The following is a 14152-nucleotide window of genomic DNA, read 5'->3' as shown; positions in this document are numbered from 1 at the left end:
AAACCTCAGCGCAGGAAGGCGACCACCTGCCCGCTGTCGAACGGCCAGTCCAGCTCAGCGCCGGTGTCGACCCGCCGGAGTACCGGAATCCTTAGGCCGTAGCTCTCAAACAGCGCTTCGGAATCGGCGATATCGACCAATTCAACCATCAGCCCGTGTTCGACGAGCGGCATGATTTCGGATTCGGCATTCTCACAAAGATGGCAACCCAGGGTGCCGAACAGCTGGCATTCAGGAAGCATGACAAACGGACCTGATCAGAAAGTAGGCGACCATTCTATGCCCGCGGGTTACCTGTGGCGAGGGCGCTTGCTGCCGCTGGGCTGCGAAGCGACCCCAGGCATGGGACTGCTGCGCAGTCCAACGCGAGCAAGCGCCCTCGCCACAGAAAACCCTGACGCAGGTCAGCATGGCCTATAACTGATTCAGTGATTCTCGCGGCTTTTTGCCTGCCCTTTTGCAATGGAGATGTGTGTGTTTGCCAACCTGCTGATCATTCTGGCCTCATCCTTGGTGGTGATTGCGCTGTTTCGCCGGCTGCAACTGCCGCCCGTGCTCGGCTACCTGTGCGTGGGCCTGGCCGTGGGACCGACTGCCCTGGACTGGGTGAATGACAGCGAAGAGCTGCCGGACCTGGCCGAGTTGGGCGTGGTGTTCCTGCTGTTCTCCCTGGGCCTGGAGTTTTCCTTGACCAAAATGCTTGCCCTGCGCCATGTGGTGTTCGGCCTGGGCAGTTTGCAGGTGCTGGGTTGCGGGGTGCTGCTGGGTATCCTGTTGATGGCGCTGGGCGTGGCCCCGGGCATCGCGTTGTTGCTCGGTGCCGGGCTGGCGTTGTCGTCCACGGCCATCGTCAGCAAGGAGCTGACCAGCCTCGGCGAAATCTTCAGCAGCCATGGCCAGAATGCGATTGGCGTATTGCTGTTCCAGGATGTGGTGGCGGTGTTGCTGCTGACCCTGGTGCCGGTGTTCGCCGGCACCGGCGAGCAGGCCTGGTACGTGGCATTGCCGCTGACCCTGGGCAAGACCGTGGTGCTGTTTGTCGGCTTGCTGCTGGCCAGCCGCTGGCTGTTGCCGCGCCTGTTTCATGAGGTCGCGGCGTCTCACTCGGCGGAGCTGTTTGTGCTGCTGGCGTTGGTGATCGTGCTGCTTACGGCGTGGCTGACGCACTTGCTGGGGCTGTCCCCGGCCCTCGGCGCGTTCCTGGCCGGCATGCTGCTTGGGGAAAGCCATTACCGGCACCAGATCGAAGCCGACATCCGCCCGTTTCGCGACATCCTGCTGGGGCTGTTTTTCGTCAGTATCGGCATGCTGATCGACCTGCAACTGTTCGTCAGCCACAGCCTGTTGATCCTGGGCCTGACGCTCACGCTGATGCTGGTCAAAGGCTGCGTGGTAGCCGCGCTGGTCAAGTGGCGCGGCAGCGACAGCGAGACCGCCTGGCGCAGCGGCCTGGCCCTGGCCCAGGGCGGCGAGTTCTGTTTTGCCTTGATGGCGCAGATGCAACAGAGCCGGCTGATTCCGGACGAGTTCAACGGCCTGTTGCTCGCTGCGACGTTCTGTTCGATGTTGCTCACGCCCCTGCTGTTGCGCGCCGCGCCAGCCATTGCCCTGCGTCTGCACCGCAAGCCCAACCAGCAGGTGCAACTGGAACACATCACCGCACTCAACGCCGAACTGCGCGGGCATGCGGTGATTTGTGGGTATGGCCGCGTCGGGCAATCCATCGGACGTTTTCTACGCAATGAACAACAGGCGTTTATCGCCCTGGATGACGACCCGGAACGGGTGCAGGAAGCCGCCACCGAAGACAGCAGCGTGCATTACGGCGATTGCCGACGGGGCGCATTACTCAGCGCGGTCGGCCTCGAGCGCGCACGGTTGGTGGTGATTGCCGTGGACAACACCGATGTCGCCCTGGTGGTGTTGAAAGAAGCGCGGCGAATCAACCGCGAAGTGCCGATCCTGGTGCGCACCCGCGATGACAGCCAGTTGGCCGAATTGAAAGCTGCAGGCGCCAGTGAAGTGGTGCCTGAGCTATTGGAGTCGAGCCTGATGCTCGCCTCCCACGCCTTGATCCTGCTGGGCCTGCCGGACCAACAGGTGCAGGCGCGGGTCGACGAAGTGCGGCATAACCGCTATCGCCTGCTGCACGGTTTTTATCAAGCGGCCGACGAGCCGCTCAATCCTGACTGACCGCGCCGATCTTGTGAATCGACAGGTCCGCACCGTAATACTCCTCTTCCTGGCTTAGGCGCAGGCCGTAGGCGCGCTTGATCAAGCCGTACACCAACAGGCCGCCGCCCAACGCCACGACCACTCCCAGGGCGGTGCCGATCAACTGGCTGATCAGGCTGACGCCGCCCAAGCCACCCAGCGCGGTCTGGCCAAAGATGCCGCAGGCGATGCCGCCCCATACGCCGCACAGGCCATGCAGTGGCCACACGCCGAGCACGTCGTCGATCTTCCAACGGTCCTGAGCGGCGATAAAGCACCACACAAACAGGCCACCGGCAACCACGCCGGTGACCAGCGCGCCCACCGGGTGCATCAGGTCGGAACCGGCACAGATCGCCACCAGCCCGGCCAAGGGGCCGTTGTGCAGGAAGCCTGGGTCATTGCGCCCGATGATCAGTGCGGCCACGGTGCCGCCAACCATGGCCATCAGCGAATTGACCGCCACCAGGCCGCTGACGCCGTTCAGGGTCTGCGCGCTCATTACGTTGAAGCCGAACCAGCCGACGATCAGAATCCACGACCCCAACGCCAGGAAGGGAATGCTCGACGGTGCAAACGCCACCAGTCGTCCCTCGCGATAGCGCCCGTTGCGCGGGCCGAGCAGCAATACCGCCGCCAGCGCCAGCCAGCCACCCATGGCGTGCACCACCACGGAACCGGCGAAGTCATGGAAACTGGCACCAAAGGTCGCCAGCAGCCAGGCTTGCAGGCCGAAGTTGCCGTTCCACACCATGCCTTCGAAAAACGGGTAGATAAACGCCACGATCAGCGCCGTGGCGCACAGTTGCGGAACAAAACGTGCACGCTCGGCGATACCTCCGGAAATAATCGCCGGGATCGCCGCTGCGAACGTCAGCAGGAAGAAGAACTTCACCAGGCCATAGCCATGATCGGCGCTGATCACCGCCGCCGGTTGCAGGAAACTCACGCCGTAGGAGATCCAATAGCCTATAAAGAAATAGGCCAGCGTGGAGATGGCGAAGTCGCTGAGGATTTTCGACAGCGCGTTGACCTGGTTCTTCTGGCGCACCGTGCCAACTTCGAGGAACGCGAAGCCGGCGTGCATGGCCAATACCATGACGGCGCCGATCAGGATAAACAGGGTGTTGGAACTGTGGACGAGGATGTCCACCGCACTTTGCAAATTTTCCATGGAGGTTGGCAGGCCTGCATTAAAGGCAAAAAGCACCAAAGCGGTTCAAGCCAGGGTCTCGCGCACTAAATTGGCACCATCGGCTCCACCCCTCTTCAGAGGGCGTGAACCGCTTTAGCGCAGCGATCACCACAACAGGCCGTTGCCGACAGGGTTTTTCCGCGAGTTTCAGTTATTTAGGGTAAGGTTTTTGAAGGCTTCCTGCCCGACCGCCCGGATTCAGCGCAAGCCACGTGGCCTGCGCACCAAGGCAAAGCAAAAGCTGTACCAGACAATTGCACTGAACCTTCACCGATGCCGGTGACTCGAAACCACAACGCACAGATTCAGCCCATCACGGAGATAACCATGGCCAGAAAAACGGCAAAGACTGCTCAAGAAATACTGCTGGCGGATTTTCAAACCCTGGTCAGCGACACCGAAAAGCTGCTGGACGACACCAAGATCCTGGCTGGTGACCAAGCAGACGAGCTGCGCAGCAAGATCCACGAGAGCCTGCTCAAGGCCCGTGAAACCTTGCACCAGACCGAAGAGTCCCTGCGCGAACGCGGCCAGGCGGCCGTCACCGCCACTGAAGATTATGTGCAGGCCAATCCTTGGCAGTCGGTCGGCATTGCCGCCGGCGTGGGTTTCCTGATCGGCCTGCTGGCTACAAGGCGCTAATCATGTCTAACGGCGAAACCGGCTCGTCCACGAGCTCTACTTCAAAGCGCCTGGGCGCGGCCGTGTTGGGTTTGCTGCACAGCCACGTCGAACTGTTCGGCATCGAATTACAGGAGCAGAAGGCGCGCACCGTCAGCCTGTTGCTGTTTGCCGGGCTGGCGTTGGTGTTTGCCCTGCTGCTGTTGGTGGGGTTGTCGACGCTGGTGATGATCCTGGTCTGGGACACCGGCTATCGTCTCACCGGGATCATCTGCCTCTGCGTGTTCTACAGCCTGGCCGCCGCCTTCTGCGGGTTACGCCTGAAAGCGGCGGTGTTCGATGAGTCCACACCGTTCCACGCCACCCTCGAAGAGCTGGCCAATGACCGGGAGCGCCTGCTGCCATGAGCCTGACTGAAATCCCGCACACCACTTCGCGCCGGGAAATGCGCAAGGCGCTGATCCGCCTGCGCATGGAAATGCACCGCCAGGAAATCCGCCACGAGTCGCAGCAACTGGTGGCACCACTGGCCAAGGTACGCAACATGGGCCAGAACTGGCAGGACAGCTTGGGCATCAAGCATGCGCCGCTGTGGGGCGTGGCGGCGGTGACGCTGCTGGGCTTCTTCACCGGCAAGGGCGCCAAGGGTGGCAGCCTCGCCAGCCTGACGCGCCTGGTACGGTTGGGCGCCGGTTTGATCCCGCTGATCAAACTGGCCATGCAGGGTGCGTCGCGCAAAGGCTGAGCCACGCTGGCTGCATTCTTGCAGACAGAAGCGGCCCGGCTCTCGTTTTCGAGAGTCGGGCCTTTTTTCGCCATTTCGTTAAGGAGTCCCTGTGATCGACGGGCAACCGCTCGCCTGCTTCCAGCCGTTTATCGACACTGCCACCGGGCGCATTGCCGGCGTCGAAGCCCTGGGTCGCTTGCGTCAACCTGACGGCCGCTTGCAGTCCGTGGGGCCGCTGTTCGCTGATCCGCGCACGCCTGGCGTGAGCCTGCGGCGGCTGGACCGACAGATCCGCGACAACGCACTGAGCCGCCTGCACGAAGTGCCCGAAGACTGGTTCCTCAGCCTGAACATCTCGCCCCGCTGGATCAATCGCCTGCGCCCCGGCCAGGTGCTGCCCAGCCTCAAACAAGTGCGCGCCCACGGCGTCGATCCCCGGCGGATCGTATTCGAGATCACCGAGTTGGGCGGCAACATCCAGCGCCTGGCTGACGTAGTGGCGCGTTATCGCGAGGCCGGCGCGCGCATTGCCATCGACGATTTCGGTGCGGGCTACTCCCAGCTGGATCGGGTGCTGGCGCTGCAACCGGATATTCTCAAGCTCGACATGCGCCTGTTCCAGGACGCCGCACGCGGCGGGCCGAGCAGCGAAGTGGTGCGCGCACTCGCGCAAATGGCCGAGAAGACCGGCTGCTGGATCATTGCCGAAGGCGTGGAGACCGAAGCGCAGTTGAGCTTTGCCCTGGAGTGCGGGGCGCGGTATGTGCAGGGGTATCTGTTCGCCCAGGCGCAGCTTGACTGGTTCGCCGCCGATGCCTTCGTGCCACGCTTTGCACAACTGCGCACGCAGTACGTCCAGCAAAAACTCACGGAGCGCGGGCGCCTCATGCAGCTGCGCCTGCAATTGGTCGAGCTGATGCACATCCTGCAAACCTGGGCCCAGGGCCAGGCACCCTTGAGCCAACTGCCACAACTGCCGGACTTCCCCTGGCTGCTGCGCTTCTATCAGTGCGACCGGCATGGCACCCAACTGACCCCGAACTTCGAATGGCAGCACGATGCCTGGCAAGCCGACAGCCGTTACCTGGGTCACAACTGGTCGTGGCGCCCGTATTTCTATCACTTGCTGGCCGAGGGTTGGGAGGAGCGGCGGCTGAATCTGTCCTCGACCTATCGCGACGCCACCAGCAACCAATACTGCCTGACCGCCGGACAATTCTTCGATAACGGTCAGCGCTTGCTGTTAATCGATGTCGACGCCGCCGGGCTGTAGATTTTCGCTTGCCCCGCCGAAGCGGAACCGGGAAGCTGGGGGGGTCATTCACCGCACGGAGAGTACCCGCCTTGGATTGGCCCACCCTGCTGACCCGCGAACGTCTTGGCAAACCCCTGCATAGCCCTGAAGAACTGGGGCGCAGCCCGTTTCACAAAGACCACGACCGCATCATTTTCTCCGGCGCGTTCCGCCGCCTGGGCCGCAAGACCCAAGTGCACCCGGTGTCGAGCAACGACCACATCCACACGCGCCTGACCCACTCGCTGGAAGTCAGTTGCGTCGGCCGCTCCCTGGGCATGCGCGTCGGCGAGACCCTGCGCGGCGCCCTGCCCGACTGGTGCGACCCCAGTGACCTGGGCATGGTGGTGCAATCGGCCTGCCTGGCCCATGACATCGGCAACCCGCCGTTCGGGCACTCCGGTGAAGACGCCATCCGCCACTGGTTCCAGCAGGCCGCCGGGCGCGGTTGGCTGGATGACATGAGCAGCGCCGAGCGCAATGACTTCCTCAATTTCGAGGGCAATGCCCAGGGGTTCCGGGTGCTCACCCAGCTGGAATATCACCAGTTCGACGGAGGCACGCGGCTGACCTACGCCACCCTCGGCACATACCTGAAATACCCCTGGACTGCCCGCCACGCCGACTCACTGGGCTACAAGAAACACAAGTTCGGCTGCTACCAGAGCGAGCTGCCGATTCTTGAGCAGATCGCCCACAAGCTCGGCCTGCCGCAACTGGAAGAACAACGTTGGGCGCGTCATCCGCTGGTCTATCTGATGGAGGCCGCCGACGACATCTGCTATGCGTTGATCGACCTCGAAGACGGCCTGGAAATGGACCTGTTGCAATACGCCGAAGTCGAGTCGCTGTTGCTTGACCTGGTGGGCGACGACCTGCCGCAAACCTATCGCCAATTGGGCCCCGACGACTCGCGCCGACGCAAACTGGCGATCCTGCGCGGCAAGGCCATCGAACACCTGACCAACGCAGCGGCGCAGGCCTTTGTCGAACAACAAGATGCCTTGCTTGCGGGCACCCTGCCAGGGGACCTGGTGGAGCATATGCACGGCCCGGCCAAACGCTGCGTGCTCGACGCCAAGGACATGGCACGCAAGAAAATCTTTCAGGACAAGCGCAAGACCCTGCATGAGATCGGCGCCTACACCACCCTGGAGATCCTCCTGAACGCCTTCTGCGGCGCTGCGCTGGAGCAGCATGGCGGACGCACGCCTTCGTTCAAGAACCGGCGTATTCTCGACCTGCTGGGCAACAGCGCGCCCAATCCGGCGTGGCCATTGCACGCCTCGTTTCTACGCATGATCGACTTTATCGCCGGCATGACCGACAGCTACGCCACCGAAATGGCGAGGGAGATGACGGGGCGTTCCAGTCCTCAGTAATCCTGTCTATCCAGCCGCCTGTTCCCTGAAAGGAATCGCCCTACGATGGGAACAGAGCGGCCTGATCGAATTCGCACACTCACTCGAAGAATAATCACGCACGTTTCTGGCCGATCTGGCGAGTAATTCCTACGCCCCAACCCACGACGCTTGACTCAGTGTGTGCCCTTCTATGCCCGAACATCACCTGCGTATCCTGTTGGTGGAGGACCATCCCTTTCAGCTCATCGCGACTCAGTGCCTGCTCAAAAGCTTCGGTTTCACACAGCAGACCCTGGCGGAAAACGCCGAACAGGCGGTCCGTCAGATGAGCCGCTCCGAAACGCCTTTCGACCTGTTGCTCTGCGACCAATGCCTGCCGGACCTGCCAGGGCTGGAACTGGTCGAAATTGCCAGCCGACGTGGGTTCATCAGCGCAGCGGTGTTGCTCAGCAGCCTGCCCCTACTCGAATTATCAAAACTCTATATTCAAGCGCAACAACGTCGCTTGCCGTTACTGGGTTACTTGTCAAAACCGTTGAACGGCGACGAACTTTCAGCACTACTTAATCCAATATCTGACTTATAGCCGTAGGAATTTAAACATCAATACATAAGAAAATAACCAGTACAAAGCCAACCGCGCAATCCTGACCGCAACATTCCCACCCTGCAGCCATCGACACACTGACAAAGCCAGCCATAAATCCTGGCGACCTGTAGGTCGCAGCCTTTTTTGATGTAGGAACATTCTTGTTTTGTATCTGCTGCCACCAGGCTTCATGCTCACACCACATCTTCTGAGCTAATGTGCCCGCTTTATTTGCACTTGCATGGAATGTGATTATGAACTCAGTTTTCATTATCGATGACCACCCTGTTATAAGGCTGGCAATTCGAATGTTGTTGGAGCACGAAGGCTACAAAGTCGTCGGTGAAACGGATAATGGTTGTGATGCGATACAAATGGTCCGTGAATGCCTTCCGGACTTGATCATTCTTGACATCAGTATTCCGAAACTCGATGGGCTTGAAGTGTTGTGCCGATTCAACGCGATGAACACCCAGATGAAGACCCTCATCCTGACCGCGCAGTCCCCTACGCTCTTTGCCACACGCTGCATGCGCTCGGGTGCCGACGGCTATGTGTGCAAGGAAGGCGACCTGAGCGAACTGCTCAGCGCCATCCGCGCCGTATTATCCGGTTATAACTATTTCCCCAGCCAGGCATTGAATGCCGCAGGCTCTGAATGTCACTCCCATGAACTTGAACTATTCAAATCGGTTAATGACCGGGAACTGATGGTTTTGCAACTTTTTGCACAAGGCCGCACCAACAAGGAAATTGCCAAAGGCATGTTTCTAAGTAACAAGACCGTCAGCACTTATAAAAAGAGGCTCATGCAAAAATTGAAGGCCAAGTCCTTGGTAGAACTTATCGAGTTGGCAAAACGAAACGCGCTAGTGTGAGAAAGCGGATGCCCAGGCGTATAAAGGATTATTTGATTGTATTGAGCGCAGGCGTGTGCTTGAGCACCACTGTGCTCGCTGTTCAACCGGAGCCGGAACACTTCACCTTACTGAGCCGCGCAGGGTCCGTCCAACTGGACACCCCTCTGGACAAGACCCAGCGCCAGTGGTTGCAGAACAAACGCGAGCTGGTGCTGGGCACGGCACTCCCTGACTACCCGCCCTTCGACCTCACATCCAGTGGGCGTGACTACGAAGGACTGACCGCCGATTATGCCGGGATTCTGGCCAAGGCCTTGTCGATGCCGGTCAAGGTCTTGCGCTACCCATCACGGGAAGCGTCCATCCAGGCACTCGAGTCGGGGGAGATCGACCTGCTCGGCACCTCCAATGGCTTTGAGGCCGCCAACCCCCTGCTCAGCCTTTCCGCGCCGTATGCGGTGGATCAACCGGTGCTGGTCACCCGCGAGGGCGAAACCCGCAGCCTCACAGATGGCCTCGCAGGGCTGCGGTTAAGCCTGGTCTATCATTACCTGCCACTGGACGAAGTGCAGAAGCTGTACCCCAAGGCTCTGATCCGCGCCTACCCGTCGTACCAGAATGCGTTGAATGCGGTGGCATTCGATCAGGCGGATGTGTTTCTCGGCGATACCATTTCCACTCACTACATGATCAACAAGGGCTACCTGAAAAATATCCGCATGGCCAATTTCGGGAAGCACGAGGCCCATGGTTTCAGCTTTGCCATGCGCCAGGACCAGCACATGCTGCAGGGCATTGTCGATTCAGTGCTGGCAAGGGTGCCCACCAATGAACGCGAGAGCATTGCCAAGCGCTGGAGTGCCGGCAGCGACATCCTGCTGACCGACCAGAAGCTGCAACTGACCAAACGCGAGGAGCGCTGGCTGAACGATCACCCGGTGGTCAAGGTGGTTGTCAACGAAACCTTCGCACCGCTGTCCTTCTTCGATGCCGACGGCAATTTTCGCGGCATCACCGCCGACCTGCTGGAGCTGATCCGCCTGCGCACCGGGTTGCGCTTCGAACTCCAGCGCGAGCGCGATGTGAACGCAACGATCGACCAGATCAACACCGGCAAGGCCGACATGATCGGTGCCATCGTTCCAAGCACCGAGCGGGAGGCCCAACTGAACTTCAGCCGGCCCTATCTCGAAAACTCCTACGTGATGTTGACGCGCAAGGAAGACCGGACGACGACCGGCCTGGACGCGATGGAAGGCAAGCGCCTGGCGGTCACCCAGGGCAGCCCGCTGGTAAAGTTCCTGCGCGAACGCTATCCCCGGATTCAACTGGTAGAGACCGGTGACACCTTCAAATCCACCGAGCTGTTGGTACAAGGGCACGTGGACGGCGCCGTAAACACCTTGGTGATCGCCAACTACTTCCTGTCGTCACCGATGTTCCAGGACAAGATTCAGATCAGCTCCAGCATCGGCACCGCGCCGGCCACCTTCGCGCTGGCGACGTCCCGCAGGGCCACCGAACTCACTTCGATTATCGACAAGGCCCTGCTCAGCATCGCCCCGGATGAGCTGGGCGTCATCAACAGCCGGTGGCGCGGCTACACCGCCGCGTCCGACAGTTACTGGCGCAACTACCACGACCTGATCGCCAAGATCATTCTCGGCACTGGCCTGCTGCTATTGATTTCCCTGGCCTGGAACGCCTACATGCGCCGGCAGATCAAGCATCGCAAGATGGCCGAGCGCGCACTCAACGACCAGTTCGAGTTCATGCGCGCACTGGTCAACGAAACCCCCCATCCGATTTACGTGCGTGACCGCAAGGGCCTGCTGCAAACCTGTAACGACAGCTACCTGCAAGCGTTCGACGTCAAGCGCGAGGACGTGATCGGCAAAAGCGCGCTCCAGATCAGCACGGCACTCGAAACAGAGGCCGCTCAATATCACGCCGACTACCAGCGCGTTGTGGCGCAAGGCGACCCGTTGATCCTGGATCGGTCGCTGCACATCCGCGGCAAGAAACTGACGATCTACCACTGGATCCTGCCTTACCGCGATTCGACGGGCGAGGTCCAAGGCGTCATCGGCGGCTGGATCGACATCAGTGAGCGGCGCCAGCTGTTCGATGAACTGCGCACGGCCAAGGAGCGCGCCGACGAGGCCAATCGGGCGAAAAGCACTTTTCTCGCAACCATGAGCCACGAGATCCGTACGCCGATGAATGCGGTGATCGGTATGCTGGAGCTGACGCTAAAACGTGCCGACCAAGGGCACCTGGACCGTCCGGCAATCGAGGTGGCCTACAACTCGGCCAAGGATTTGCTGGAACTGATCGGCGACATCCTCGACATCGCCCGCATCGAATCCGGCCGCCTGAGCCTGGCCCCCGAGCGCGTCAACCTCAAGGAGGTGATCGAATCGGTGGTGCGGGTGTTCGACGGCCTGGCGCGCCAGAAAACCCTCAGCCTGCTGCTGGAGTTCAAGCCTGAGTGTGATGACCACGATGTGCTGATCGACCCGTTGCGCTTCAAGCAGGTGCTGTCCAACCTGGTCAGCAATGCCATCAAGTTCACTGAACGCGGTCAGGTAAAGATCCGCGTGGAATTACTGGACACCGAGGTCGCGCAGCAAGTCGAAATGAAGCTGGTGGTGGAGGACACCGGTATCGGCATCAACCGCGACGACCAACTGCGGTTGTTCGAACCCTTCGCCCAGGCGGACAACTCGGGGCATTTGGCCCGCAGCGGCGCAGGACTGGGGCTGGTCATCTGCCGCAGCTTGTGCGCAATGATGGGCGGCACCCTGAGCCTGAGCAGCGTGCCGATGGTCGGTACCCAGGTGCATGTCAGCCTGAAAATGTCGCGCCTGCAGCCAGTCGAGGCGGTGAATGAACTCAAGCCGGTGGCGCCGGCGCCTGCCCCGGTGCTCAACGTATTGGTGGTGGACGATCACCCGGCGAACCGCTTGCTGATGTGCCAGCAACTGGGTTACCTGGGGCACCAGTTCACCGCGGCCCCGCACGGTGCTGCCGGCTTTCAGGCCTGGCGCCAGGAACGCTTCGACCTGGTGATCGCCGACTGCAACATGCCCATCATGAACGGCTACGAGTTGACCCGCTCGATTCGTGAGTACGAACAGCGGGAACAACTGCGCCCTTGCGTAGTGCTGGGTTTTACCGCCAACGCCCAGCCCGAGGAGCGACAGCGCTGCATTGAAGCGGGCATGGACGATTGCCTGTTCAAACCGATCAGCCTGACGGCACTGGAGCGGCAACTGGCGCAGATATGCCCGCAGCCATCGGGCCTCAAGTTGGACCTCGGCAGCCTCGACGCGCTCACCGGAGGCGACCCGCAACTGAGCCGGCGCCTGCTGGAGGAACTGCTGAGCAGCAGCGGCCGTGATCGCCAGGAGCTGGTCGCCTTGCTTGCACGCGAGGCCGCAACCCAGGACATCATCGAGCAGGCCCACAAGATCAAGGGTGCAGCGCGTATCGTGCAGGCCAGCGTGTTGGCCGGGCAATGTGAAGCCCTGGAACAGGCCTGTGCAGCGGGTGAAGACCGCGCCATGATCGAAACAGGTATCAAGGCCCTGGAAAAATGCATGCTTGAACTGGAGCGGGTACTGCAAACCCAGCTCAATGAGCTGAATCGCCGGGATAACCTCTAGTTGTGGCGAGGCAGCTTGCTCCCGCTAGGCTGCGTAGCGGCGCCAAAACCGGGGAGCGCTGCGCATTCCAGCGGGAGCAGGCTCCCTCGCCACGAAAAGCGCGATGGTGTTATGGGCAGTCGGTCAAACGCAGGAAAATCGCCGCCAATTGCTCGATGCCAACGCTGTCCTGCTCGGTAAAACGCGCCAGTGACGGGCTGTCGAGGTCGAGAACGCCGATCAACTGGCCATCCTTGACCAGTGGCACCACCAACTCACTGTTGGAGGCGCTGTCGCACGCGATATGCCCCGGGAACGCATGCACATCTTCCACCCGCTGGGTTTGCCGCGAGGCGGCTGCGGCGCCGCACACACCTCGGCCAAACGGAATACGCACACAGGCGATCTGGCCCTGGAACGGCCCCAGCACCAACTCTTCGTTGCGGTTGAGGTAGAAACCGGCCCAGTTGAGGTCGTCCAACTGGTTGAACAGGAACGCAGAAAACTGCGCACTGTTGGCGATGAAGTCACGTTCATCGGCGAGCAGCGACTCCAGTTGCGCACACAGCATGGCATAGCCGTCGAGGCCGGTGCCGGCGTGTTGTAGGTCGATCATGGTTGACGCTCCAGCAATTTGAGGCCCACCCAGTAACGGGCGAATTGATATGCGCAACGGCCGTTGCGGTTGCCGCGTCCGGTGGCCCAGCGCACGGCGAGGATGTCGAGCGCTTCGTCACGCTGCCACGGCAGGCCGGCCTTGCCCGCCAGTTCGCCGATCCAGTGCTCAACCACATCCAGGAAGTGTTCCTGGGTAAACGGGTAGAACGATAGCCACAGGCCAAAACGGTCGGACAGAGCGATCTTGTCTTCCACCGCCTCGCTGGGGTGCAACTCACCGTCCACACGTTTCCAGTTGTCGTTGTCACTCTGGTTTTCCGGTACCAGGTGACGACGGTTCGACGTGGCGTACAGCAGCACGTTTTCCGGCGCCTGCTCGAGGGAACCATCGAGCACGCTCTTGAGCACGCGATAGTCGCCCTCGCCCGCTTCGAACGACAGGTCATCACAGAACAGGATGAAGCGTTGCGGCAGCTTGAGCAGCTGCTCGACCACACGCGGCAGGTCGGCCAGGTGGTCGCGTTCGATCTCGATCAAGCGCAGGCCGGCCGCTGCATGCTGGGCCAGCAAGGCGCGGACCATGGACGACTTGCCGGTGCCGCGCGAACCCCACAACAACGCGTGGTTGGCAGGCAGGCCGTCGAGAAACTGCTGGGTATTGCGCGCCAGGGTTTCCCGTTGCTTGTCCACGCCGATCAGGTCGGACAGGCGCATATCCAGGCTGACTTCCAGCGGCAGCAGGTAACCAGTGCGGCCTTCACGCTGCCAGCGGGCAGCCAGGCAGTGGCTCCAGTCGACGGCTTGGCGCGGCGCGGGCAACAAAGGTTCGAGCCGGGCGAGTACGGCATCGGCCCGCTCAAGAAAGGCATTCAATCGAGAATCCACGATTATTCCTCTGGCAAGTTCTTGCAAAAGATGGCGTATTGGCAACCCTGCGGCAAAACACACGAGGCTGCGTAAAAAACGATTAATGCCGGGCAAGCCAGAGCCGGTGGATGTTCAGCTATGCTTGCCGGGCGAAGG

14 protein-coding genes are annotated in these 14152 nt (G+C 61.0%); 9 read left to right on the top strand and 5 right to left on the bottom strand.

Features of this window, described 5'->3' with window-relative positions; genetic code table 11:
- Nucleotides 1-5: 5 nt before the first annotated feature.
- On the bottom strand, nucleotides 6-242 hold the full coding sequence (locus tag AC3ISR_RS08910) for a glutaredoxin family protein (protein WP_192298775.1): 237 nt from the start codon (nucleotides 240-242) through the stop codon (nucleotides 6-8).
- A gap of 226 nt (nucleotides 243-468) precedes the next feature.
- On the opposite strand from AC3ISR_RS08910, the gene AC3ISR_RS08905 reads away from it, so the two are divergent.
- A complete protein-coding gene (locus AC3ISR_RS08905; protein ID WP_225595466.1) occupies nucleotides 469-2193 on the top strand; it encodes a cation:proton antiporter in 1725 nt (574 codons plus the stop codon).
- On the opposite strand, the gene AC3ISR_RS08900 is transcribed toward AC3ISR_RS08905, so the two are convergent.
- Entirely contained in the window at nucleotides 2180-3388 is a 1209-nt protein-coding gene (locus tag AC3ISR_RS08900; RefSeq protein WP_489324696.1) for an ammonium transporter, read from the bottom strand. The two genes, AC3ISR_RS08905 and AC3ISR_RS08900, sit on opposite strands and share 14 nt — an antisense overlap.
- A gap of 348 nt (nucleotides 3389-3736) precedes the next feature.
- Here AC3ISR_RS08900 and AC3ISR_RS08895 point away from each other — a divergent pair, with 348 nt between their 5' ends.
- The 6 genes from AC3ISR_RS08895 (at nucleotide 3737) to AC3ISR_RS08870 (ending at nucleotide 8001) form a co-directional block, all read left to right on the top strand.
- The gene (locus AC3ISR_RS08895) at nucleotides 3737-4051 is read left to right on the top strand and encodes an ElaB/YgaM/YqjD family protein (protein ID WP_192298772.1); all 315 of its coding nucleotides are present in this window, start codon (nucleotides 3737-3739) and stop codon (nucleotides 4049-4051) included.
- A gap of 2 nt (nucleotides 4052-4053) precedes the next feature.
- On the top strand, nucleotides 4054-4437 hold the full coding sequence (locus tag AC3ISR_RS08890) for a phage holin family protein (RefSeq protein ID WP_192298771.1): 384 nt from the start codon (nucleotides 4054-4056) through the stop codon (nucleotides 4435-4437).
- Nucleotides 4434-4775 carry a hypothetical protein gene (locus AC3ISR_RS08885; protein ID WP_192298770.1) on the top strand — a complete coding sequence of 114 codons (342 nt, stop codon included), beginning with the start codon at nucleotides 4434-4436 and terminating at the stop codon, nucleotides 4773-4775. The genes AC3ISR_RS08890 and AC3ISR_RS08885 overlap by 4 nt, the downstream gene beginning before the upstream one ends.
- Before the next feature lie 91 nt (nucleotides 4776-4866).
- Nucleotides 4867-6030, top strand: a complete 1164-nt coding sequence (locus AC3ISR_RS08880; RefSeq protein ID WP_305392314.1) for an EAL domain-containing protein — start codon at nucleotides 4867-4869, stop codon at nucleotides 6028-6030.
- Between the two features lie 71 nt (nucleotides 6031-6101).
- Nucleotides 6102-7433 (top strand): deoxyguanosinetriphosphate triphosphohydrolase, encoded by a 1332-nt coding sequence (locus tag AC3ISR_RS08875; protein ID WP_192298768.1) that lies wholly within the window; start codon nucleotides 6102-6104, stop codon nucleotides 7431-7433.
- Between the two features lie 172 nt (nucleotides 7434-7605).
- The gene (locus AC3ISR_RS08870; protein ID WP_192298767.1) at nucleotides 7606-8001 is read left to right on the top strand and encodes a response regulator; all 396 of its coding nucleotides are present in this window, start codon (nucleotides 7606-7608) and stop codon (nucleotides 7999-8001) included.
- Between the two features lie 10 nt (nucleotides 8002-8011).
- Here AC3ISR_RS08870 and AC3ISR_RS08865 read toward each other — a convergent pair whose 3' ends face one another.
- Nucleotides 8012-8275, bottom strand: coding sequence for a hypothetical protein (locus AC3ISR_RS08865; RefSeq protein WP_192298766.1), 264 nt, complete (start codon nucleotides 8273-8275; stop codon nucleotides 8012-8014).
- Between AC3ISR_RS08865 and AC3ISR_RS08860 the strand changes: the two genes are divergently transcribed.
- Both AC3ISR_RS08860 and AC3ISR_RS08855 read left to right on the top strand, forming a co-directional pair.
- The gene (locus tag AC3ISR_RS08860; protein ID WP_192298765.1) at nucleotides 8259-8882 is read left to right on the top strand and encodes a response regulator transcription factor; all 624 of its coding nucleotides are present in this window, start codon (nucleotides 8259-8261) and stop codon (nucleotides 8880-8882) included. The genes AC3ISR_RS08865 and AC3ISR_RS08860 overlap by 17 nt on opposite strands.
- A gap of 8 nt (nucleotides 8883-8890) precedes the next feature.
- Complete coding sequence (locus tag AC3ISR_RS08855; RefSeq protein ID WP_192298764.1) at nucleotides 8891-12532, top strand: transporter substrate-binding domain-containing protein; 3642 nt, start codon at nucleotides 8891-8893, stop codon at nucleotides 12530-12532.
- A gap of 109 nt (nucleotides 12533-12641) precedes the next feature.
- Here AC3ISR_RS08855 and AC3ISR_RS08850 read toward each other — a convergent pair whose 3' ends face one another.
- Both AC3ISR_RS08850 and AC3ISR_RS08845 read right to left on the bottom strand, forming a co-directional pair.
- Complete coding sequence (locus AC3ISR_RS08850; RefSeq protein WP_192298763.1) at nucleotides 12642-13127, bottom strand: GAF domain-containing protein; 486 nt, start codon at nucleotides 13125-13127, stop codon at nucleotides 12642-12644.
- Nucleotides 13124-14014 carry an ATP-binding protein gene (locus AC3ISR_RS08845; RefSeq protein WP_192298762.1) on the bottom strand — a complete coding sequence of 297 codons (891 nt, stop codon included), beginning with the start codon at nucleotides 14012-14014 and terminating at the stop codon, nucleotides 13124-13126. The genes AC3ISR_RS08850 and AC3ISR_RS08845 overlap by 4 nt, the downstream gene beginning before the upstream one ends.
- Nucleotides 14015-14152 lie beyond the last annotated feature (138 nt).

The sequence above is a fragment of the Pseudomonas sp. GL_117 genome (assembly GCF_057835125.1).
This window is presented reverse-complemented; position numbering and strand designations above follow the sequence as displayed.